We start from the raw sequence: 20,993 nt of genomic DNA, 5'->3' as shown, positions 1-20,993 counted from the left end.
ATAAGGCGTTTAAAAAAATGACCTTGGAGACGCCTTAAGTGGATCGACCGACTATTAGCCCTGAACATATGCAGGAAGCCGCTGAAAATTTAACCACCATTCGTGATTTTATTCGTTTTGGTGTGACAGCATTACGTCAATACGATGCACATTTGGGCCAAGGCACAGAAGATTATTTTGCTGAAAGTTCAGCGCTAGTGCTGCAAACCCTGTCGCTAGAATGGAAAGCGGACGCTGAAATTTTAGATGCCAAATTATTACCAAGTGAAAAAGCCGAATTTTTAAGTCTGCTGGAACGCCGTATTAATGAAAAAGTTCCAACTTCATATTTATTGAATCTGGCTTACTTTGACGGCAAACCCTACTATGTCGATGAGCGTGTGCTGATTCCACGTTCACCGATTGCTGAACTGATTCAGAACCGTTTTGCCCCGTATTGCCTGGGTGAACATGGTCAAATGGGTGAAGCGGTTAATAACTTGCCGGAAAACCCGAATCCGAAGATACCACAACGCATTCTAGATATGTGTACCGGTTCCGGCTGTATCGCAATTGCCTTGGCTTATGCTTTCCCTGAAGCGGAAGTAGATGCGACTGATATTTCGAAAGAAGCCTTGGAAGTTGCGCAAATCAATACTGAGCATCATGACAAGCAATATCAGATCGCTTTACTTGAATCAGATCTGTTTGAAAAAATTCCAGCTGAAAACCAATACGATTTAATCGTATCTAATCCGCCGTATGTCGATGCGGAAGATATGGCTGATTTGCCTGAGGAATTCCATCATGAGCCTGAGCTTGCACTTGCTGCAGGTCAGGACGGTCTGGATCTGGTGCGTAAAATGCTGGCTCAAGCAGCAGATTATCTGACTGAGAATGGCCTGATCGTGATCGAAGTGGGTAACTCAGAATGGGCGATGCGCCAAAACTTTAATTCGGTTGATTTCTACTGGTTGCAATTCCAGAAAGGTGGTACTGGTATCTTTGCATTGACTGCAGAGCAATGCCGTACCTACCGTGATTTATTTATTCAGTCTATTGCATAAGGAGTCGTTTGACATGGCAGGTAATAGTATAGGGCAACTGTTCCGTGTAACGACTTGTGGTGAATCTCATGGTGTTGGCCTGATGGCCATCATCGATGGGGTTCCACCCGGCATTGAGCTGACTGAAGCTGATTTGCAAAAGGATCTGGACCGCCGTAAGCCGGGTACATCGAAATTTGCAACCCAGCGTAAAGAACCCGATGAAGTAGAAATTATTTCCGGTGTGTTTGAGGGTAAAACCACGGGTACTTCAATTGGTTTGTTAATTCGTAATACGGATCAAAAATCGAAAGACTACGGCAATATCGCACAAACTTTCCGCCCGGGTCATGCTGACTATACCTATACCCAAAAGTATGGTTTCCGTGATTATCGTGGTGGCGGCCGTTCAAGTGCGCGTGAAACGGCAATGCGTGTTGCAGCGGGTGCCATTGCCAAGAAATTCCTTTTTGAGAAATTTGGCATTGAGATTCGTGGTCATGTAACCCAAATCGGTACAGAAAAAGCAGAAAAACTGGACTGGAATGAAGTTCCAAACAATCCGTTTTTCTGTGGTGACGTGGATGCAGTACCACGTTTTGAAGCGCTGGTCACGTCTTTGCGTGAGCAAGGCACCAGTTGTGGCGCTAAACTCGAGATCATTGCATCTAAAGTACCTGTGGGTTGGGGCGAGCCTGTATTTGACCGTTTAGATGCAGATATTGCCCATGCCATGATGTCGATTAATGCCGTTAAAGGTGTAGAAATCGGTGATGGCTTTGGCGTCGCTGAACAGTTTGGTCATGAAAGCCGTGATGAACTCACCACAGAAGGCTTCCTGGCCAATCATGCTGGCGGTATTCTAGGTGGTATTTCTAGCGGTCAGGACATTCGTGTTGCGATTGCCTTGAAGCCAACTGCGTCTATTACCACGCCGGGTAAAACCATCAATATTGAGCGTGAAGATACTGATGTACTGACCAAAGGCCGTCATGATCCTTGCGTGGGCGTGCGTGCAACCCCGATTGCTGAAGCGATGCTGGCGATTGTGCTCATGGATCATTTCATGCGTCACCGTGCGCAAAATGCCGATGTTGTTGCGCCATTTGCACCGATTGAACCTAAATAATTTGCTTTAACTTTAAAGTGAAATTGTTTTAAAGTCAGACTTCGGTCTGACTTTTTTATTTATAAAATGAATCACTATAAAAATATACGATTGGCAAGCAAGGCTGATATTCAGCAACTTACCATACTGATTAATACAGCTTATCGTACTCCGGGTGGATGGACGACTGAAGCAGGAATGATCCAAGGTGATCGTATTCAAGAAAAACAGTTATATGACTTGCTCAATTTAGAAAATTTTCAGCTGTTTGTGTTGGAAATTGATAATAAGCTTCTTGGTTGTATTGGCGTGAGCTTAGGGCAGCAAGTAGCAGAGATTGGAAGCTTTGCTGTTGCACCTGCTGAGCAAAACTCGGGTTATGGCAAGCAATTATTGGACTTTGCCGAATCCCATATTTTCGAAATATTTAAGAAGAACGTGATTCAGATGTCAGTGTTAAATGTTCGTACTGAACTGTTGGCATATTATCAGCGCCATGGCTATCAGCTGACTGAAAAGATTGAAGCATATCCACTGGGTCAAAATGTCGGAGAACCGTTGATTCCGTTACATTTGCTGATTTTAGAAAAAATCAGCAAATCAATATGATTAGTTGATGAAAATTCAAGCTTTTTACTGCTTAAATTGAGTAGTGGGAAAGCTCCTGAACATGCTAAGTTTTCTGTTCAGTCTAAGTGACTTAAGATTAGGCAGAAAACAGACCAGGATGTCATATGCTGCATATTATTTTAACTTCTTTATTTCCTCTCATCGGACTGATCAGCTTTGGCTATTTACTTAAGCGCAGGCAATGGTTGAGTGATGATTTTTGGCGAGGCGCAGAAAAGTTAAATTATTATGCACTGTTTCCGGTGATGCTGTTTTTAAATCTGGCCACTGCCAAGATTCAAATGGATGTCATTCAGGATGTAGTGCTTGTCGTATTTAGTATAATGGCTGTGGTCAGTATTGCACTGTATATTTTGCGTCATATTTACCAGATATCTTATGCGCGTTTCGGCGTCTATGTTCAGGGCTTGCTGCGCTTTAATACCTATATTGGCCTTGCTGCTGTTAGTGCCTTATTTCATCAGCAAGGTATGACCATCTTCGCGGTGATCATGGTGCTGTGTATTCCTTTGGTGAATGTCTTGTCAGTGCTGGCATTTACCCGTAGCCACGATATGCAGCTGAAAAAAATCGTCCTGGATTTGTCTAAAAATCCATTAATTTTAGGCTGTATAGTGGGTGGTTTATTTAATCTTTCCGGTTTGTCACTCTGGACTGGAACAGAGCAGTTCCTTAAACAGATTGCACTGTGCAGTTTGCCGCTCGGTTTGATGTGTGTGGGAGCAGCCTTACAGTTTCAGGGTTTTCAGCGTGATGTATTGCCACTCAGCCTGATAACCTTTGGTCGCCTGTTCGGAATGCCGCTGATTGCATTTTTAGTGTGTAAAATTTTCCAGATTGATGCATTAACTACTCAGGTATTGGTCTTGTTCTTTGCACTTCCTACCGCCTCAGCTTCGTATGTCTTAACCCGGGTGTATGGTGGCGATAGTGAGTTAATGGCCAGTATTATCAGTGTACAAACAGTGGTCGCAGCAGGAAGCTTAGTACTGATGCTTTCTTGGATTATCTAAAATTCTAGAATAAATGATAAAAGTCTAAATTTTGCTTTGGATGACATATACTTTGAATTATTAAAATAGCCTAAGCAAATGTTGAGTTCTATTTAAACGCCAAAATTAAATAAGTTCTGGAATTTTATAAAGGATAGAACTTGCTCATTTTACTTAGGACAGCAAAATCTAAAAATTTGATATCTAGGCAATATCCTCCACCACCCATGTATGCTCTTAATTAAAAAGAATCACAGATAAATTCACGTGAATTAACATAAATAAAAACTGTGTTTTTCCTAAAAATGGTATATAAATTGCTCATGATAATAAAACATTATTGCAGGAGAGAAATGCTTCTGCATTCGCCGAAGGAGCAAGTTCCCAGGAAACTCTCAGGCAAAAGGACTGTGATAATGGATAAAAACTCTGGAGAGAAGTGTTCAATCACTCACCGAAGGGGAAGGTGGCCGCATTGATGTGCAATGTATCTACCGAAGCTCTCAGGTACACATGACAGATGGGAAAAGACATCAATATAATCAAGGAGGTGTCTATGCGTCATGTCGTAGTGATTGGGGCCGGTATTACCGGAGTAACCACAGCTTATGAGCTGGCACAATCAGGCTATCAAGTGACTGTGGTTGATCGGCATCTTTATCCGGCAATGGAAACATCCTTTGCCAATGGCGGCCAGCTTTCTGCCTGTAATGCCGAAGTATGGAACCAGAAAGCCACGGTACTCAAAGGCATCAAATGGATGTCACAAATAACCGCACCACTTTTGCTCAATCCTTCTTTCAGTGTGCATAAATACAGCTGGCTCATGGAATTTCTGGGCAATATCAAACATTATGAAGCCAATACCCGAGAGACTGTACGGCTGGCTTTACTGGCAAGAGCACGCTTATTTGAAATTGCCGAAACAGAAAATATTGATTTCAATTTAGAAAAACGTGGAATTTTACATTTTTATCATAACAAGACAGATTATGATGTTGCGATCAAAGTCAATGATCTGTTGTGTAGCGGTGGTCTGGAGCGCAATGCCATTTCCAATGCAGAAATCAAGCAGATCGAACCTGCATTAACTGGCGATTATTATGCAGGATTTTACTGTCAGAGCGATGCCACCGGGGATATTCATAAATTTAGTACCGGTTTGGCCAAAGCCTGTATGCAAAAAGGCGTGAAATTTGAGTTTGGTCAAGATGTTTTTGTTGTTGATCATCAGGCTCAGAATATTCGGGTTAAATGCAAACCTAGTACTGAAAATGTCCATTCCTCTCCAGAGGATGTTCTGGAAATTAATGCAGATGCCATTGTGGTCTGTGCAGGGGTTGGCAGCTATCAATTGGCTGAAATACTTGGTGAACGAGTCAATGTCTATCCAGTCAAAGGCTACTCGATTACCGTGCAACTGAATGATGAGCAGAGCCAGAACAACGCACCTTGGGTCAGTCTGCTAGATGAAAGTGCGAAAATTGTCTTGTCACGCCTAGGCAAGGATCGTTTGCGTGTTGCAGGAACAGCCGAGTTTAATGGCTATAACCGGGATATTCGTGCTGACCGAATTCAACCTTTAATTGACTGGACCAATCGTAATTTTGACCTGTGTACTGAGCATGTTGTTCCGTGGGCAGGCTTACGCCCCATGATGCCAAATATGATGCCTGTGGTACGTCGTGGCAAACATGAGCGGGTCTTTTACAATACCGGACATGGTCATCTGGGCTGGACTTTATCAGCTGCAACGGCTGCGATGATTAGTCAGGAAATTGCGCAATACTATCCAGCTTAAATTGATAGCCCGCTTGCGGGCTATTTTTTACACCAAAAATCTCATTTTATATGACAATAAATTTTAATATTTTTAAATTAAATCAATCATATAGTCGATAAATACCGGTAAATCGTTCACAGCCTTTCTGCTGGCTACTGACCGCTAAAATGGCTTTACTATAGTTAAACTCATAGCGGCAGTCATTTTCATTATCGGTGATCTGGTTTTTTGTCTCAGGCGTGGTATAGGCTAAAAAAGGAACGGTCTGCTTCTCGGTCCGGTTATTTGGATTACGATATGCCAGGCCTTCAATCTTGATCCGGTCTTTGGTCAGTTGATGAATCTTGAGATGCACGGGCTGCTTGGCGATTTGTCCCTGTTCAAACTTAATATAATGCTGGGTCAGACTTTGATTCAGTGAAATATAGACATTTAAATCATCTAAACGCCATTCAAACTGCTGTTTAAAACAGTCTAGCGTTTTGCATTGCTGTAAGCGGGTCGCCCATAGTTGTTGGCTATCTTGTAATAAACGCACAGGCGCATCGGTAATCAGAAAAGCAGTAAAGTATTGGTCTGCGAGTTTTGCACGAGATTCAGCCAACGATGCTGAGCAGACTTTATTCATGGCAGCCGTTTTTTGGCTGTCATCGCTACAGTCCATTGTGATCGCCGAGCTACCCGTAGAAATCATCCCCAGGCCGAGCATCAGGCCAATTATTTTCAACATATTTATATCAGTTTTCAGTAGCATGATCGCTTATACTTTCACTGTGTTACGCTTGGTCTAACTATAGCGAAATAGAAAGCAAGTGTACAAGATTTCAATGGGCTATTTCTAAAGGATGTATAAGGTGATCGCACAAATTCGTATTGGCCAGGGTCTGGATGTGCATGCATTTGAAGAAGGTGATTTTGTCACTTTGGCAGGCATTCAAATTCCGCATACTCAAGGTCTGAAAGCACATTCGGATGGTGATGTGGTGCTGCATGCACTCTGTGATGCTTTGTTGGGTGCATTGGCGCTTGGAGATATTGGCCAGCATTTTCCGGATACAGATCCTGAGTTTAAAGGTGCAGATAGCCGGGTACTACTCAAGGATGTCTATCAGCTGATTCTGGATCGTGGCTATCACCTGAATAATGCTGATATTACCGTGGCTTGTGAACGTCCAAAACTGGCTAAGCACAATCTGGCGATGCGTCAAAGTATTGCAGATGTCTTGGATGTTGATGTGACTCAAATCAGTATCAAAGCCACCACCACTGAACAGTTAGGTTTTACCGGTCGTCAGGAAGGAATTATGTCCATGGCAACCGTGCTGTTGAGCCACAGCAAATAAAATTAGGCAAAATAATTTGGATTAATCAAGGAAAGTTCCAGTTCCTGAGTTGCTTTACGGCCTTGTAGCTGTAGGGCAACCGCATGCATTAAACCGGTCCAGGTTTCATTCGGTTCCCAGATCTGATGCAAGTGTTCTTGTGCTGTAGGCAGATCCATATCCATATAGTACTGACGATATAAGTACATCAGACAACTGACATGGTAGTTTTGCGAACAATGTACCCAGACCATTTGCTCTTTTACCAGATGATCGATCAGATCCAGTACCAGCAGACATTGATTGTCTGAAGGTGTTTCCCAGGAAATCGGAACTTGAATATAGTTCAGTCCCAGCTCAAGGCAAATTTTATCTTCATGCGGCAGATACTGTTCGCTATCGGTCAGCGCCACATTGATGACTGTAGATACACCGTATTCTTTCATCAGCTTTAATTGTGCAGTGGTCGGTTGACCGGAGCTAAACAGATGCTCGTGTATGAACTGAAAATTCTCAATCTGGCTTAATGCCGTTTCAATATCATTCATCAGATAAATTTTCCTTGTTCTAGAAATGCAAACGCCATCTTGGCGATGGCGTTGGTCAGATCATTTAACGATTAGGTAAAATGTCTTTCAATGCCTCATGCATGTCGAGTAAGACTTTTTCAGTGGTTTCCCAGTCGATACAGCCATCCGTAACGGATTGACCGTACTCCATATCACAAAGGTTAGCAGGAATATCCTGACGACCACCTTTAAGATGACTTTCTACCATAATACCAACAATTGACTTGTTTCCATCAAGAATTTGTTCGGAAATGTTTTTAAGTACAAGTGGTTGCAGGTACGGGTCTTTGTTAGAGTTGGCGTGGCTGGCATCAATCATGATCTTGGTGCTGACTTTGGCCTTGGCTAGCGCGGCTTCTGCATCGGCAACCGAGCCTGCATCGTAGTTCGGCTTGCCATTACCGCCACGCAGTACCACGTGAGCATAAGGATTGCCTGAAGTGCGAATCACAGCCACCTGGCCTTGATCATTCAGACCGAGGAAGCTGTGACCATGTTTCACAGATTGCATCGCATTGGTCGCGACCGTTAAACCGCCATCAGTACCATTTTTAAAGCCGACTGGTGAAGAAAGACCAGAAGACATTTCACGATGGGTCTGGCTTTCTGTGGTACGTGCACCAATTGCTGACCATGAAATCAGGTCTTGGTAATACTGTGGCGAGTTTGGATCAAGTGCTTCAGTGGCACATGGCAAGCCCATTTCATTCAGTTCAAGTAATAGCTTGCGACCGATACGCAGACCTTTTTCAATATTGAATGAATCATTCATGTCTGGGTCATTGATCAGACCTTTCCAACCTACGGTAGTCCGTGGTTTTTCAAAATAAACCCGCATCACGATATATAAGCTGTCTTTAACTTTTTCGCTCAGCACTTTTAAGCGCTCAGCATATTCATGCGCCGCCTCTGGATCGTGAATAGAACAAGGGCCAATTACAACGAACAGGCGTTTGTCTTCACCATCCAGAATTTTACGAATCGTTTCACGACCATGCAGTACGGTTTGATAAGCAGTTTCAGTCAACGGTAACTCTGCTTTAAGCTCAGCAGGGGTTACAAGAGGAATCATGCTGTGGATATTCACGTCATCAATATCTGATGCTGAAATAGGATTTGACTGTTGTGTATTCATTGCCGTCACTGGTTCGATCATACAAAAGGTTGTTTAATAGCCCGAATATAACATGAATGATGCGTCACTTTGTTATAAAAAAGATGAATACTTCTTTGAAAAAAAAGTGATGAATCGGATAGTTAACTTAAACGGACGGGGAATTTTGATTCACAATTATCATTGCTGTTTCAGCAGGTTGAGCCGGTTTTGATTTTACAGGATTAATCATGAAATTCACGCCCAGCGCAAATAGGGTAATACCTAAAATTTTGCGGATCAGTTTTTCCGGCATACGTGAGCTGAGTAAAGTGCCGACAATAATCGCCGGAATAGACCCCACCAATAACCACATGAGCAGCATGAAATCGACGTTGCCTGAAGACATATGACCCAGCCCTGCGACCAGTGTCAGTAATACCGCGTGCACCACGTCAGAGCCAATGATACGAATCATCGGCAGATTCGGGAACATCACTACAAGTGCCATGATGCCAAATGCGCCGGCACCCACTGAAGAGAGCGTGACAAATATGCCCAAGATAATGCCCATGATGATGATAGCAACGCGCTTTTCTTTGGCTTGCAGCTTCACTTTTTCCAGATCCTGCGTCATATCCGGTAGTTCTTGTTTTCTGTATTTATTAAAAAGATTTTCGATCTGGGTGCGAAACAAAATGGATAAGCCGGTAATAGTCAGCATAAAGCCCAAGACCATGGTCAGGACGGCTTTGTAATGCGTCGATTGGCTCAGATAGTTCTCGAGTACCCAATGCGTTGCAAAAGATGCGGGAATACTGCCAACGGCCAGCCAGATCACAATCGGCCAGACAATATTCATTTTCTTGGCATGCACAAACGAGCCACAGAATTTAGAAATCGCGGCATAGAGCAGGTCAGTACCAATCGCGATATGCGGTTCAATCCGGAATAAACTGATAAGAATTGGCGTCATTAATGAACCGCCACCGACACCGGTGACACCTACACAAAAACCTACCAGAACGCCTGCTAAAATAAATTCAATCGGACCAAACATGCATATATGCCAAAATCAAAAAACGAGCATATCTTATGACTTTTGGATATAAGTCGTTGTCTTGATTATTGATTTACTTATGCATAAAAAAGATAAAGCTAGGTGAAGAATATTAGCTGATCTTTCATGTTTATTCACTGGAGTATGTATAAAGTGTGAATATGATGATTGATTTTAACTGCCCGATTTAACCCATTTTTGTCTAATTTAATGTAGCTGTAAATGTCGATTTAATTCTTGTTATGCAAGCTCGATCATTGACTAAGTCATTCTAAACGGTGGGTTTCTTAAAATGAGAAGATACTTAAGCTTCTTCCGGAATAGCCATAGGATTATGTTAGAATCCCGATTCAATAAATTTCCATGCGGATCTGAGAGGAAACCCACTTGCTAAATCGAAAACTTAAAATTGGAATCGTGGTCGGTGAAGTTTCTGGAGATACGCTTGGCGCAAAATTGATTCGCCGTTTTCGTGAGCAAGGCATTGATGCTGAATTTGAAGGTATCGGTGGTCCACAAATGATCGCGGAAGGTTTTAAAAGTTATTATCCGATGGATATTCTGTCGGTGATGGGCATTGTCGAAGTTTTAAAAGATATTAAAAAACTTTTTGCTGTGCGGGATGGTCTGGTGGAAACCTGGAATAAAGATCCGGTCGATATTTTTATCGGGATTGATGCGCCTGATTTTAACCTGCGTTTGTCAAAAACCATTAAACAAAAACAGTTACCGATTAAAACCGTGCAATACGTCAGTCCTTCGGTCTGGGCATGGCGTCAAGGCCGTATACATGGCATTAAAGCCAGTATTGATCTGGTACTGTGCCTATTTCCATTTGAAAAAGCCTTTTTCAAGCAATGGGATGTTCCGGCAGCTTTTGTTGGACATCCGCTCGCCAGTCAGTTGCCGCTTGAAAATCCGATTCTGGATGCTCAGACAGAATTAGGTCTGGATCCACATCAGAAATATATTGCCTTATTGCCAGGCAGTCGTCGTGGCGAGATTGAGCGTTTGGGACCTTTGGTTCTGGATGCTGCCAATATTCTGCATCAGAAACATCCGGATTATACCTTTCTGATTCCTGCGATTAATGATGCGCGTAAACAGCAAATCGAAAGTTTATTGGCCACTTATCCTGAGAGCTTAAAAGCCCAGATTCGCCTGATGGAAAATACCAGCGCTGAGTCCAAAATTGGCCGTCAGGTCATGAATGCATCCAATATCATTGCACTGGCGTCTGGAACTGCAACGCTTGAAGCGATGTTGCTGCACCGTCCGATGGTGACTTTTTATAAATTGCACTGGCTGACCTATCGAATTGCCAAATTACTGGTAAAAATCCCATATTTTTCATTACCAAATATAATTGCTGGCAAAAAAGTGATTCAAGAACTCATCCAATCCGCTGCTACACCTGAAAATCTGGCAGCTGAAATTGAAAAACTGATGGATATTGAAGCAGCACAGATTCAGGTTATGCAGCATATCACCATGCACAAACAGCTACTTTCTGGCAATAGCGAAGACCCGGTCAAAGCAGTACTGGCGTTAGTCCAGTAATTTTAGTCTGATAATAAAGACTGATTCTTCTGACAATTCAGCCGGTATTGAGTAGGTGTTAGTTCAAACTGTTTTTTAAAACTTTGACTAAACGCCGTCTCGGATGAATAACCGACCAGATAGGCGATCTGCTGGATACCAAATCCACTATTTCGTAAATATTGCGCTGCCAGACGCAGGCGGTGCTGTTGCAGATAGGCAAGGGGTGGCTCACCGACAATCTGGGTAAACAATTGGGCGAATTTGGAACGTGACATATGACACTGTTCGGCCAGACTTTCTACGGTCCAGGACTGTTCAGGTTTGCCATGAATCGCCGCCAGTGCATTAGATAATTCCGGATGCGAGAGCGCATTTAGCCAGCTCGAGGCATTTTCCAAGTTTAAAATATAATCACGCACGCATTCAATCAGTAAAATACTGACCAGATGATCCAGAATCTTGTCACGTCCGGGACGAAGCTGCTGGGTTTCCAGTGCCAGAAACTGCAAGCCAACCTGTAACCACTCCGGTGCGGTATCGCCCAGAATATGCTGAATATGCAGGTATTCAGGTAAGGCACTCAAAAGAGGTTTGGCCATCTGGATATCCAGGCTGGAACGAATGGCCAGTATGAAACTATGCTCCCTCGAATTTTCCCGATTGAGATCGATACATTGCTGTGCATGGCTCTGAAAATAAGGATTAATCGCATGGTGCTCAGAAAAATCGGCATTGTCTGGGCACGAAACATGATGGGCGGAACCTGCGGGTAATAGCACCAGATCACCTTGCTGCAGCTCCAGCCGATCACCATTCATAAACTTTAATTGGGCCTGTCCCTGTAACAGGATATAGGCCAGCATAAAAGGCTCATGCTGATAATCAAAGCCGCCTGGATGAAATACATTCAGATAAAGATATTCCGATTTTTCCAGATGAATATCATCAAAAATTTTACTTAAAGCATCCATGCCTAACTCTATTCTTCTGTTTTATTTCATTTAATTGACTATAGATTTTTTAACTTTGTGATTTTAGGCCAGAATTTGGCAGCATGTGCCAAAGACGCTGACATAGTTTTTCTGGACGTTGAATACTGTTCGCTACTGCTGAAATATTCAACTATAAGTGCAGAGTAACATAAAAAAGGAAGGTCGCAATGAATGCCTCTGCACAAATCCAGAAAGCGCAGTTTACGCAGGAAGCGTCGGCACTAAAAGGTGTAAAGCTGGATAAAAAACGTTTTGGCTGGTTGCTCAGCCCAGGTCTGCCTGTGATCGGAATGGGAATTCTGGCCGGTTATCATTTTGGTCCCAAAGCGACTCAAAAAGTCTTTGCGATGGGCGGGCCTTTATTACTGCATGTAATCATTCCGACATTGGACGCACTGATTGGCGATGATGCCAATAATCCAAATGATGCGCAGATCAAGGCACTGGTTAACGATCCTTATTATGACCGCATTGTAAAAGCATTTATTCCCTTGCAAATGGCAGCCAATGCCTTTGCCGGCTATGTCGTAAGCCGGCCAAATGTGTCTTTGCTGGATCAGATACTGCTGGGAGTTTCTATGGGTGCGATTAATGGGGTGGGCGTGAATACCGCACATGAACTCAGCCATCGTCCACAGAAAAAAGACCATTACTGGTCTCATGCCAGCCTGATGCCTTTGGGCTATAACCATTTCCGGATTGAACATCCTTATGGACACCATAAACGGGTGGCCACGCCTGAAGATCCGGCATCTTCGAAAATGGGTGAATCTTTTTACCGTTTCTGGCCACGTACCGTAATAGGCGGATTAAAATCTGCAATCCAGATTGAAAAAAGACGGCTCGAGCGTAAAGGACTGAAATTCTTTAGTCAGGAAAATGAACTGTTTCATGGTTGGGCCATGAGTGCTGGCTATCATGCCTTGATGCTGAAGGCGTATGGCAAGAAAATTATTCCTTATACACTGACACAGGCATTTTATGGCGTCAGCCTGTTTGAGATTGTGAATTATATCGAGCACTACGGACTAAAACGCGGACAGAAAGCGGATGGCAGTTATGAGCGAACCTTGCCGGAACATAGCTGGAACAATAATAATATTGTGACTAATCTGTTTTTGTATCAGTTACAACGCCATTCTGACCATCATGCCTTTCCAAGCCGTCCATTTCAGGCGTTGCGACATTTTGATGAAGCGCCAGAATTACCGAGCGGTTATGCAACCATGCTGATTCCAGCCTTGATTCCACCTTTATGGTACAAAATCATGGATCAGCGGGTATATCAGCATTATCAGGGCGATTTAAGCAAGGCCAATATCTTGCCTTCCAAGCGTGCCAAGCTGTTTAAAAAATTTGGTGTAAATGACTCTATCGGTTAATGAATTACAAAATAAAAATGCGCCGATAAAGGCGCATTTTTTGATGAATTTTGCCTAGAACCAGTCGGCTTGCATATTCAGGCAAGTATCATCGAGATTCATCAGTAATTTGGCCTGATGCTCAATTTCAGGGAGTTCCCAGCGAATAAAATATTGAGCTGCCTGAATTTTCCCTGCCAGAAAAGTCTGATCTTCTGCCTGCGAAGATGTCCCAAACTTGAGTTGAGCCTGATTCGCCATTTCCAGCCATAGCCAAGATATAATAGTTTTGCCCATCATATCCAGATACAGTCCTGAATTGGCCAAAGCCTCACTGACTTTGCCTTGATGCAAGGCCTGGCCTAAAATCTGTGTAGTCTTTTGCACAGTGGCAAGATGCTGTTTATAGATCTCTGCCAGTTCCACTATCTTAGGTTCATAAATTTCTAACAAGGTCTTCTGGATGCGCTGCATGAGCAGATTGAGCCCTTTGCCATTGTGCTGCCAGAGTTTACGTCCCAGCAGATCCAGAGATTGAATGCCGTAAGTTCCTTCATGAATCGGATTGAGCCGGTTATCACGATAACATTGCTCCACTGGATATTCACGGGTATAACCCGCGCCGCCCAAGACCTGAATGGCCAGATCATTGGCTTTCGGACCATAGGCAGAAGGGAAAGATTTGACTACCGGGGTGATGAGATCAAGCAGAATTGCACTATCTTCATCTTGAGCTGCCTGATGTTCATCAATTAATCGGGCTGCAAATAAGCAAAGTGCCAGCGAACCTTCTACATACGACTTTTGCGCCAGCAGCATGCGTTTGACATCGGTATGTTCAATGATATTCACTGGTTTCGAGTCAGGTGTTTTTTCATGAACTGGACGGCCTTGTGGACGGTTTTTAGCATAATCCAGAGATTCCAGATAGCCACGATAACCAATCATGGCTGCGCCCAGACCGACACCTACACGTGCTTCATTCATCATTTTGAACATGTATTTTAAGCCATGACCGGGTTCACCAATTAAATAGCCTAAGCAATTATCATTTTCTCCAAAGCTTAAAACTGTAGATGTAGTACCTCGATAGCCCATTTTGTGTAGTAAGCCAGCCAGCTGTACATCATTAGCTTCACCGAGTGAACCATCCTCGTTGGTTTTGAATTTTGGTACGATAAACAGGGAAATTCCTTTCACGCCTTGCGGCGCATCCTGAATCCGCGCCAAGACCAGATGCACAATATTTTCGCTAATGTCCTGATCGCCACCCGAAATAAACATTTTCTGGCCTTTAATTTTATAAATTCCATCTGCCTGAGGAATCGCTTTAGTGGTCAGATCGCCCAAAGAGGAACCTACATTCGGCTCTGTCATGGCCATGGTGCCAGCAAAGCGGCCACTCAACATATGCGGTAGGAATATTTGCTTTTGTTTTGGGGAGGCAAAAGCCTGTATCAGGTTCGCCGCAGCGGCCGTTAGAAAAGAATAAGCCACGGTGGACGGATTGGCCGACATAAAATAAGCATTGCAGGCCATATTCACCAAAGTGGGCAGTTGCATGCCACCATCTGCATAATCATGCTGGGCGCAAAGCAGGCCGGCATCGGCAAACTGTTGCCAGGCTGTCTTCACTTCATCAATGGTTTTGACCTGTTTGCCATCAAAGTTCGGTTCTTGTTGATCAGCTTTGGCATTATGCGGCGCAAAATAATCAGTCGCGATACCTTTTGCCGTTTCCAGAATACTGTCGAAAGTATTTTTGTCATGATCCTGATAGCGTTGCAGTTTAGTCAGCGCTTCAAGTTTGAATACGTCATAAAGCTGGAAATGCAGATCTTTATCATTAATCAGTTGGGTCACGGTACTGTCCTGAATGTGCAATCCTTGAGATAGCATCAAGACTAGCAGTTGCTTTTATTGAGGAGGATTGTCAATAATGACATGAATCGGGTGAAAAGTGACAATTAGTAAAGTATGCAACAGGTGGTGATTTTAGGCTTTCATGGGGCTCTGGCTTCGGCCATTACGGGTGTGGTCGATTTATTTACCATGGCTGGCGTAAGCTGGAACCGGATCCAGCAGCAGGACGTACAGCGCCTGTTTAAGGTGAGTATCGCCAGTCCGGAGGGACATCCGATTCGGTGTATCAATGGGCTGCAGTTGCAGGCACATTTTTCTTATCAAGAGATTCAAACTGCAGATATTCTGGTGGTACCGACCATCGCTGCACCGATTCAGGATGTATTGCAACAGAATCCAGAACTGATTCATTTTTTAAAATCTGCACATGCAGAGGCGACTTTAATTGCAGGAAACTGTACGGGGAATTTTTTTCTGGCAGAAGCAGGCATTTTAGATGACCGGATTGCAACAACACATTGGGGTTTTCAGGAAGTGTTTCGTTCACGCTATCCTAAGGTGAAACTGAATGCCGATCTGATGATTAGCCGGGATCAGAATATCTATTGTGCAGGTGGAGGCCTGGCCTGGTTTGACCTAGGTTTGCATCTGATTGAGCGCTTGTATGGCTTTGAGGTGGCCATGCAATCGGCTAAATCTTTCGTAATTGATTACCGCCGTGATAGCCAGTTGTCTTATTCATTGCTGAATATTGGCCAGCCGCACCATGATGAACTGGTACAAAAAATCCAGAACTGGCTAGAGCAGCATTTTCATGAAGATTTTAGTTTGAACGAGCTGGCGGAACACTTTAATGTGACTGGCCGAACCCTGATTCGACGCTTTAAACAAGCCTTAGACATACCGCCCAATCAGTATTTACAAGCAATCCGGATTGAAGCCGCCCGTAAACGACTGGAAGAAACCGATCAAGCTGTGGATGTGATCATGCAAAATGTCGGCTATCAGGACCCAAGTTCATTCCGCCGTTTATTTCATAAAAAAACCGGTCTGACGCCGTTGGAATACCGGCGCCGGTTTAGCCGGCGCTTTTAAAAGCGTTTAATGAGAAGGCTGTATTTTTCCTGCTTTCCGGCCATGCAGCAAGTAATACCAGATCAGACAGCTCAGGGTGAGCAGCGCAGAGAACAGATAAAGCTGGCGGTAACCAATCTGGTCCAGCAGCATACCCAGAAAATACGGGCCAAAACCAAGACCGGCATCCAGGGCAATAAAGAAGGTTGAGGTTGCGAGTCCCATACGCTGTAATGTCGTACTTTTCACCGCAATGGTTTGACACACTGACTGGATATTCCCAAAACCAAAACCGAGTAACGCTGCACTAGTGAGTAACATCACAGAGTTTTGCGCCTGACTGAGTAGCAATATTCCCAGTGCCATAATCACAATGGCAGGATAGATAATGATATTTTCGCCTTTACGATCCATGAGCGGGCCGGTAAAAGGACGCGAAAGCAAAATGGCAAAGGCATACATTAAGAAAAAGAATGATGCTGCTTCGACCAGATTAATGTCTTTGGCATAAAAATGAATAAAGGACAATATACCTGAATAACACGTCGCTACTAGCAACACAATCACGGCAATGGGTAAGGCATTCGGTTCAATATATTGGGCCAGTTTGCTGGTGCTTTGTGGAGTAGATGATGAGCTTAGCGTACTGGCTTTAAGACGTGGTGGCTGGATAAACAGTCCACAGATCAGGCAGCTGAGCGCAACGATACTGGTAAAGATGAAAATTACCTGATAATTAAAATTTGTCATCAACCAGATTCCGACAAAGGGACCAATCGCTGTGCCAAGGGTACTGCTCATGCTGAAATAGCCAATTCCTTCACCACGTCGTGTGGCAGGAATGGTCTGTGCAATCACTGTACCCAGTACAGTAGAAGCCATACCCATCATAAAGCCATGTATCAGACGGATGCCCAGTAAAACTTCCAGCTTGGCCGGAATCATATATAGTCCGGAAAAGAGCAGAAAGCCAGTCAGGCCAATGACAAGCGTATTTTTTAGGCCCAGACGATTCAGTAATTTTCCGATCAATAATCGTCCAAATAACGTACCCACAATAAACAGACCTGATACCAGACCGGCTTGTGCAGTCGATGCACCTAGCTCAGCCACCGAGTAGCCGACAATCACAATCACCAGCAGATAGAACACCAGAACCAACTGGAAATTCACCAGACTGATCAGGATAAAATTGGGCGTCCATAAAAGCGCTTCTTGTTCTTGGCTCATTGAGGTTTGTCCTGAGATGAGGGATGTAACTGCTGTATGAGTTGGATTAAGGTTTTTTTACTGCCTTCAAGATCATCTGATGCAATGTGCTCAAGCAACTGATCTTCAAATGCATCGATCTGTTTGGAACACATCGCAAAGGTCTCAATTCCTTGCTCACTCAATTTGAACAGCTTTTGACGTTTGTCTTCAGTTTCGAGTTGGGCAATCAGATCGAGTTCAACCAGTTGCTGAATCCGCTTGGTAATACCGGGCTTGGATACATTGAGATAACTGGAAATATCTGCCAGCGTGCATTGTTGCTTTGACTGGATGACGTATAACACCTGCCATAAAGAATAATTCAATTGTGATGACAACAAGATCGTATTGATCTCATCGCTCATCAGTCGTGCGCAGCGTAATAACAGCGTACGAAGTCGGGGAGATTCGGAAAACATATGGTTAGTTAACCTGGGTAACTAAATTTAGGCCTAATTTACGCCTGTTTTATCTAAAGCTCAAGAGGAGAGTTTTAAAAATTATTCAGAGTAATATTTTCTTTATCAGCAATAGTTACATAGTTTAACCTGATTAAAAAATAATCAACAAAAGACTACATACTTTTTATAACAGCCACGCCTAAGCTAGCCATGTCACTAGAAAAATTCATGACTTAAAAATTGAAGGGCAAAGATGCCAAATAACAATGCATAGGTGAAGCTTATGACTCTGGGTTTAACTGCATTAGAGTTAGCACGAATACAGTTCGCCTTTACTGTATCTTTTCATATCATTTTTCCGGCAATTTCTATTGGCTTGGCCAGCTTTCTGGCCATTCTGGAATGGCGCTGGCTCAAAACCCAAAATCCGATTTTTCAGGATCTATTCAAATTCTGGGTGAAAATTTTCGCTGTGGCATTCGGGATGGGTGTCGTCTCTGGTGTGGTCATGAGCTACCAGTTTGGAACCAACTGGAGTGAGTTTTCCCGGGTGGCAGGCAGCGTGACTGGACCTTTATTGGCCTATGAAGTACTCACCGCTTTCTTTCTGGAAGCGGGCTTTCTGGGCATCATGTTATTTGGCTGGGGGCGAGTGGGACCAAAGGCGCACTTTTTCTCGACCTTGATGGTTGCGATAGGCACCTGTATTTCCATGTTCTGGATTCTATCGTCCAATAGCTGGATGCAGACCCCACAAGGCTTTGCGATTGAAAATGGCCTGATTGTTCCGCAAGACTGGCTTGCTATCGTGTTTAACCCATCTTTCCCTTATCGTCTGGCCCATATGGCTATGGCTGCCTTTCTGGTTTCCGCCTTACTGGTCGCTGCTACAGCCGCATGGCATCTAATCAAAGGCCGTCGTGATGCACTGGTCAAGACTTCATTTTCCATGGCGATGTGGCTGCTTCTGGTACTCGCGCCCTTACAGGTCATCGTCGGTGATATGCACGGTATTAATACCCTTGAACATCAGCCAGCCAAACTTGCAGCCATGGAAGGGCACTGGGAAACCAATCATGACGAAGGCATGCCCTTATATCTCTTTGGTATTCCAGATATGGAGGCCGAAGAAACCAAATATGCAGTCGCAATTCCCAACTTGGGTAGCCTGATTCTAACCCACTCGATGGATGGAAAGGTTACAGGACTTAAAGACTTTGCGCCTGAAGACCGGCCGAATTCGCTGGTGGTGTTCTGGAGCTTCCGGATTATGGTCGGACTCGGCGTATTGATGCTGTTACTGGCGTTATGGGGAGCGTGGGCACGTACCCGTGGTCGCTTTTATGAGTCCCGTGCATTGCACCGATTTGCCCTGATTATGGGACCTTCCGGATTTATTGCCATGCTTGCGGGATGGTTTACCACAGAAGTCGGCCGTCAGCCTTGGGTAGTCTACGGCATCATGCGAACCAAGGATGCATTGTCTCCGGTTTCCGCTGAACAGGTGGGGCTGACCCTGATTATTTTTGTAGTTGTCTACTGTGTGGTATTTGGTATCGGGATTTACTACATGTTGCGCCTGATGCACAAAGGCCCGGATTTTATTCATACCCGACCAGATCATGAATCAGATAGCGATGTAGTTCAGGCTTCACGCCGACCATTAAGTAGTATTCGCGAACGTATCGAAGAAGTTCCTGAACAACCGGATCAGGAGGACAAAAAATGATTGATTTATCATTAATCTGGATTGTGATTATTGGTTTGGGTGTATTGATTTATACCATTCTCGATGGTTTCGATCTGGGCATCGGCATCTTGTTTCCTTTCTTTCCGCATCAGGATGAACGTGATGTCATGATGAATACTGTGGCTCCGGTCTGGGATGGCAATGAAACCTGGATGGTACTGGGTGGTGCAGGGTTATTTGCAGCTTTCCCACTTGCTTACTCGACCGTACTCTCGGCGCTGTATATGCCAATTATTCTGATGGTGATTGCCTTGATTTTCCGCGGCGTGGCTTTTGAGTTCCGCTTCAAGGCAAACCGCAGTAAGCATTGGTGGGATAAAGCCTTTATCGGTGGTTCTGCGATCACCAGTTTCCTGCAAGGCATGATTTTAGGCGCTTATATTCAGGGCATTGAAACTCGAAATGGTGTCTATGTTGGTGGTGGTCTGGACTGGCTCACTCCATTTAGTATTTTCACCGGAATCAGTGTGGTGGTGCTCTATGCGGCATTAGGCTGTGGCTGGCTGATCTATAAAACCGGAGATGACTTACAGGATCGAATGTTTAAACTGATGCCTAAGCTGATTATTGCCTTGCTGATCATATTGGGTGCTGTCAGTATTTATACGCCGTTGACTCATCCACAGATTGCCGAACGCTGGTTTAGTCAGCCACAATTTACCTATTTTATGCCAGTTCCAGTTCTGGTTCTGCTGTTTACCTGGCTGGCCTTACGTGCCTGTAAAAGACGTAGTGAATTAGGCCCATTTACCTATATGCTGGTTCTGGTTTTCCTCGCTTATACTGGATTCTTGATCAGTCTATGGCCATATATTATCCCGCCGAGCGTGACTATCTGGGAGGCAGCAGCGCATGAAAATAGCCAGCTATTTGCCTTGATTGGCGCCTTGATCCTGATTCCAATTATTGTGATTTATACCGGTATGTCCTATTGGGTATTCCGGCATAAGGTCAGGGTCGGCGATGATGGCTATCATTAAGGAGTGGTCATGAAAGGCAAACAGGCATTATGGTTTGTAGGGTTGTGGCTGGCAGGATTTTTAACGCTGGCCCTGATTGCTGGCGCATTCCGCTTTCTGGTGCATTTGGCTTATTAAATTAGTAAAACTAAAATGAGTGAAAAAAAAGTGATCAGAATGTCCTGATCACTTTTTATCATTTGCAATTCATCTTTGAC

20 protein-coding genes and 1 riboswitch are annotated in these 20,993 nt (G+C 44.0%); of the genes, 12 read left to right on the top strand and 8 right to left on the bottom strand.

Annotation, left to right across the window (positions count from 1 at the left end; genetic code table 11):
- Nucleotides 1-38: 38 nt before the first annotated feature.
- From prmB to ACP7AK_RS03280, 5 genes are all read left to right on the top strand, one after another.
- Complete coding sequence (prmB, locus tag ACP7AK_RS03300; protein WP_313390287.1) at nucleotides 39-1,046, top strand: 50S ribosomal protein L3 N(5)-glutamine methyltransferase; 1,008 nt, start codon at nucleotides 39-41, stop codon at nucleotides 1,044-1,046.
- Between the two features lie 13 nt (nucleotides 1,047-1,059).
- A complete protein-coding gene (gene aroC / locus ACP7AK_RS03295) occupies nucleotides 1,060-2,154 on the top strand; it encodes a chorismate synthase (RefSeq protein WP_004280471.1) in 1,095 nt (364 codons plus the stop codon).
- 66 nt (nucleotides 2,155-2,220) lie between these two features.
- Nucleotides 2,221-2,742 carry a GNAT family N-acetyltransferase gene (locus tag ACP7AK_RS03290; protein WP_425878564.1) on the top strand — a complete coding sequence of 174 codons (522 nt, stop codon included), beginning with the start codon at nucleotides 2,221-2,223 and terminating at the stop codon, nucleotides 2,740-2,742.
- 125 nt (nucleotides 2,743-2,867) lie between these two features.
- Entirely contained in the window at nucleotides 2,868-3,776 is a 909-nt protein-coding gene (locus tag ACP7AK_RS03285) for an AEC family transporter (RefSeq protein ID WP_425878562.1), read from the top strand.
- A 312-nt stretch (nucleotides 3,777-4,088) separates the two neighbouring features.
- Nucleotides 4,089-4,176: riboswitch (glycine riboswitch) on the top strand.
- Nucleotides 4,177-4,311: 135 nt separating this feature from the next.
- On the top strand, nucleotides 4,312-5,556 hold the full coding sequence (locus ACP7AK_RS03280) for a D-amino acid dehydrogenase (RefSeq protein WP_425878560.1): 1,245 nt from the start codon (nucleotides 4,312-4,314) through the stop codon (nucleotides 5,554-5,556).
- 82 nt (nucleotides 5,557-5,638) lie between these two features.
- On the opposite strand, the gene ACP7AK_RS03275 is transcribed toward ACP7AK_RS03280, so the two are convergent.
- Complete coding sequence (locus tag ACP7AK_RS03275; RefSeq protein WP_425878559.1) at nucleotides 5,639-6,292, bottom strand: A1S_1983 family putative colistin resistance protein; 654 nt, start codon at nucleotides 6,290-6,292, stop codon at nucleotides 5,639-5,641.
- A 100-nt stretch (nucleotides 6,293-6,392) separates the two neighbouring features.
- On the opposite strand from ACP7AK_RS03275, the gene ispF reads away from it, so the two are divergent.
- Nucleotides 6,393-6,881: a 2-C-methyl-D-erythritol 2,4-cyclodiphosphate synthase gene (gene ispF / locus ACP7AK_RS03270; protein WP_004731199.1), complete on the top strand. Its 489-nt coding sequence runs from the start codon at nucleotides 6,393-6,395 to the stop codon at nucleotides 6,879-6,881.
- Between the two features lie 2 nt (nucleotides 6,882-6,883).
- On the opposite strand, the gene ACP7AK_RS03265 is transcribed toward ispF, so the two are convergent.
- From ACP7AK_RS03265 to ACP7AK_RS03255, 3 genes are all read right to left on the bottom strand, one after another.
- The gene (locus ACP7AK_RS03265) at nucleotides 6,884-7,408 is read right to left on the bottom strand and encodes a protein tyrosine phosphatase family protein (protein ID WP_005262777.1); all 525 of its coding nucleotides are present in this window, start codon (nucleotides 7,406-7,408) and stop codon (nucleotides 6,884-6,886) included.
- Nucleotides 7,409-7,472: 64 nt separating this feature from the next.
- On the bottom strand, nucleotides 7,473-8,564 hold the full coding sequence (locus ACP7AK_RS03260; RefSeq protein ID WP_191112238.1) for a 3-deoxy-7-phosphoheptulonate synthase: 1,092 nt from the start codon (nucleotides 8,562-8,564) through the stop codon (nucleotides 7,473-7,475).
- 127 nt (nucleotides 8,565-8,691) lie between these two features.
- Nucleotides 8,692-9,582 (bottom strand): sulfite exporter TauE/SafE family protein, encoded by an 891-nt coding sequence (locus ACP7AK_RS03255; protein WP_004280461.1) that lies wholly within the window; start codon nucleotides 9,580-9,582, stop codon nucleotides 8,692-8,694.
- Nucleotides 9,583-9,969: 387 nt separating this feature from the next.
- Here ACP7AK_RS03255 and lpxB point away from each other — a divergent pair, with 387 nt between their 5' ends.
- Nucleotides 9,970-11,142 carry a lipid-A-disaccharide synthase gene (gene lpxB, locus ACP7AK_RS03250; RefSeq protein WP_425878556.1) on the top strand — a complete coding sequence of 391 codons (1,173 nt, stop codon included), beginning with the start codon at nucleotides 9,970-9,972 and terminating at the stop codon, nucleotides 11,140-11,142.
- Between the two features lie 2 nt (nucleotides 11,143-11,144).
- On the opposite strand, the gene ACP7AK_RS03245 is transcribed toward lpxB, so the two are convergent.
- Entirely contained in the window at nucleotides 11,145-12,095 is a 951-nt protein-coding gene (locus tag ACP7AK_RS03245; protein WP_425878554.1) for an AraC family transcriptional regulator, read from the bottom strand.
- 188 nt (nucleotides 12,096-12,283) lie between these two features.
- Between ACP7AK_RS03245 and ACP7AK_RS03240 the strand changes: the two genes are divergently transcribed.
- The gene (locus ACP7AK_RS03240) at nucleotides 12,284-13,498 is read left to right on the top strand and encodes an alkane 1-monooxygenase (RefSeq protein ID WP_425878553.1); all 1,215 of its coding nucleotides are present in this window, start codon (nucleotides 12,284-12,286) and stop codon (nucleotides 13,496-13,498) included.
- Nucleotides 13,499-13,552: 54 nt separating this feature from the next.
- On the opposite strand, the gene ACP7AK_RS03235 is transcribed toward ACP7AK_RS03240, so the two are convergent.
- Entirely contained in the window at nucleotides 13,553-15,376 is a 1,824-nt protein-coding gene (locus ACP7AK_RS03235; RefSeq protein WP_425878551.1) for an acyl-CoA dehydrogenase, read from the bottom strand.
- Nucleotides 15,377-15,454: 78 nt separating this feature from the next.
- Between ACP7AK_RS03235 and ACP7AK_RS03230 the strand changes: the two genes are divergently transcribed.
- Nucleotides 15,455-16,435 (top strand): GlxA family transcriptional regulator, encoded by a 981-nt coding sequence (locus ACP7AK_RS03230; RefSeq protein WP_312328673.1) that lies wholly within the window; start codon nucleotides 15,455-15,457, stop codon nucleotides 16,433-16,435.
- A 6-nt stretch (nucleotides 16,436-16,441) separates the two neighbouring features.
- Here the strand turns inward: ACP7AK_RS03230 and ACP7AK_RS03225 are convergent, their stop codons facing one another.
- Nucleotides 16,442-17,644, bottom strand: a complete 1,203-nt coding sequence (locus tag ACP7AK_RS03225) for an MFS transporter (RefSeq protein ID WP_425878549.1) — start codon at nucleotides 17,642-17,644, stop codon at nucleotides 16,442-16,444.
- The gene (locus ACP7AK_RS03220; protein WP_278357645.1) at nucleotides 17,641-18,084 is read right to left on the bottom strand and encodes a winged helix DNA-binding protein; all 444 of its coding nucleotides are present in this window, start codon (nucleotides 18,082-18,084) and stop codon (nucleotides 17,641-17,643) included. Before ACP7AK_RS03220 ends, ACP7AK_RS03225 begins: the two co-directional genes overlap by 4 nt.
- 265 nt (nucleotides 18,085-18,349) lie before the next feature.
- On the opposite strand from ACP7AK_RS03220, the gene ACP7AK_RS03215 reads away from it, so the two are divergent.
- The 3 genes from ACP7AK_RS03215 to ACP7AK_RS03205 are packed head-to-tail and all read left to right on the top strand — an operon-like array spanning nucleotide 18,350 to nucleotide 20,913.
- Nucleotides 18,350-19,795 carry a cytochrome ubiquinol oxidase subunit I gene (locus ACP7AK_RS03215; protein ID WP_004280451.1) on the top strand — a complete coding sequence of 482 codons (1,446 nt, stop codon included), beginning with the start codon at nucleotides 18,350-18,352 and terminating at the stop codon, nucleotides 19,793-19,795.
- Nucleotides 19,792-20,796 carry a cytochrome d ubiquinol oxidase subunit II gene (gene cydB / locus ACP7AK_RS03210; protein WP_425878546.1) on the top strand — a complete coding sequence of 335 codons (1,005 nt, stop codon included), beginning with the start codon at nucleotides 19,792-19,794 and terminating at the stop codon, nucleotides 20,794-20,796. Before ACP7AK_RS03215 ends, cydB begins: the two co-directional genes overlap by 4 nt.
- A 9-nt stretch (nucleotides 20,797-20,805) precedes the next feature.
- Nucleotides 20,806-20,913 (top strand): hypothetical protein, encoded by a 108-nt coding sequence (locus ACP7AK_RS03205; RefSeq protein WP_004647088.1) that lies wholly within the window; start codon nucleotides 20,806-20,808, stop codon nucleotides 20,911-20,913.
- The last annotated feature ends 80 nt before the right edge of the window (nucleotides 20,914-20,993 follow it).

Origin of the sequence: Acinetobacter sp. TWP2-2-3, assembly GCF_049896445.1 — a bacterium.
Classification (GTDB): Bacteria; Pseudomonadota; Gammaproteobacteria; order Pseudomonadales; family Moraxellaceae; genus Acinetobacter.
This window is presented reverse-complemented; position numbering and strand designations above follow the sequence as displayed.

What these genes read in the sequence shown, in the direction of transcription:
- aroC (WP_004280471.1), top strand. Translation starts at nt 1,060, where the DNA reads ATGGCAGGTAATAGTATAGGGCAACTGTTCCGTGTAACGACTTGTGGT.
- ACP7AK_RS03290 (WP_425878564.1), top strand. Translation starts at nt 2,221, where the DNA reads ATGAATCACTATAAAAATATACGATTGGCAAGCAAGGCTGATATTCAG.
- ACP7AK_RS03285 (WP_425878562.1), top strand. Translation starts at nt 2,868, where the DNA reads ATGCTGCATATTATTTTAACTTCTTTATTTCCTCTCATCGGACTGATC.
- ACP7AK_RS03280 (WP_425878560.1), top strand. Translation starts at nt 4,312, where the DNA reads ATGCGTCATGTCGTAGTGATTGGGGCCGGTATTACCGGAGTAACCACA.
- ACP7AK_RS03275 (WP_425878559.1), bottom strand. Translation starts at nt 6,292, where the DNA reads ATGCTACTGAAAACTGATATAAATATGTTGAAAATAATTGGCCTGATG.
- ACP7AK_RS03265 (WP_005262777.1), bottom strand. Translation starts at nt 7,408, where the DNA reads ATGAATGATATTGAAACGGCATTAAGCCAGATTGAGAATTTTCAGTTC.
- ACP7AK_RS03260 (WP_191112238.1), bottom strand. Translation starts at nt 8,564, where the DNA reads ATGAATACACAACAGTCAAATCCTATTTCAGCATCAGATATTGATGAC.
- ACP7AK_RS03255 (WP_004280461.1), bottom strand. Translation starts at nt 9,582, where the DNA reads ATGTTTGGTCCGATTGAATTTATTTTAGCAGGCGTTCTGGTAGGTTTT.
- ACP7AK_RS03245 (WP_425878554.1), bottom strand. Translation starts at nt 12,095, where the DNA reads ATGGATGCTTTAAGTAAAATTTTTGATGATATTCATCTGGAAAAATCG.
- ACP7AK_RS03240 (WP_425878553.1), top strand. Translation starts at nt 12,284, where the DNA reads ATGAATGCCTCTGCACAAATCCAGAAAGCGCAGTTTACGCAGGAAGCG.
- ACP7AK_RS03235 (WP_425878551.1), bottom strand. Translation starts at nt 15,376, where the DNA reads ATGCTATCTCAAGGATTGCACATTCAGGACAGTACCGTGACCCAACTG.
- ACP7AK_RS03230 (WP_312328673.1), top strand. Translation starts at nt 15,455, where the DNA reads ATGCAACAGGTGGTGATTTTAGGCTTTCATGGGGCTCTGGCTTCGGCC.
- ACP7AK_RS03225 (WP_425878549.1), bottom strand. Translation starts at nt 17,644, where the DNA reads ATGAGCCAAGAACAAGAAGCGCTTTTATGGACGCCCAATTTTATCCTG.
- ACP7AK_RS03220 (WP_278357645.1), bottom strand. Translation starts at nt 18,084, where the DNA reads ATGTTTTCCGAATCTCCCCGACTTCGTACGCTGTTATTACGCTGCGCA.
- ACP7AK_RS03215 (WP_004280451.1), top strand. Translation starts at nt 18,350, where the DNA reads ATGACTCTGGGTTTAACTGCATTAGAGTTAGCACGAATACAGTTCGCC.
- cydB (WP_425878546.1), top strand. Translation starts at nt 19,792, where the DNA reads ATGATTGATTTATCATTAATCTGGATTGTGATTATTGGTTTGGGTGTA.
- ACP7AK_RS03205 (WP_004647088.1), top strand. Translation starts at nt 20,806, where the DNA reads ATGAAAGGCAAACAGGCATTATGGTTTGTAGGGTTGTGGCTGGCAGGA.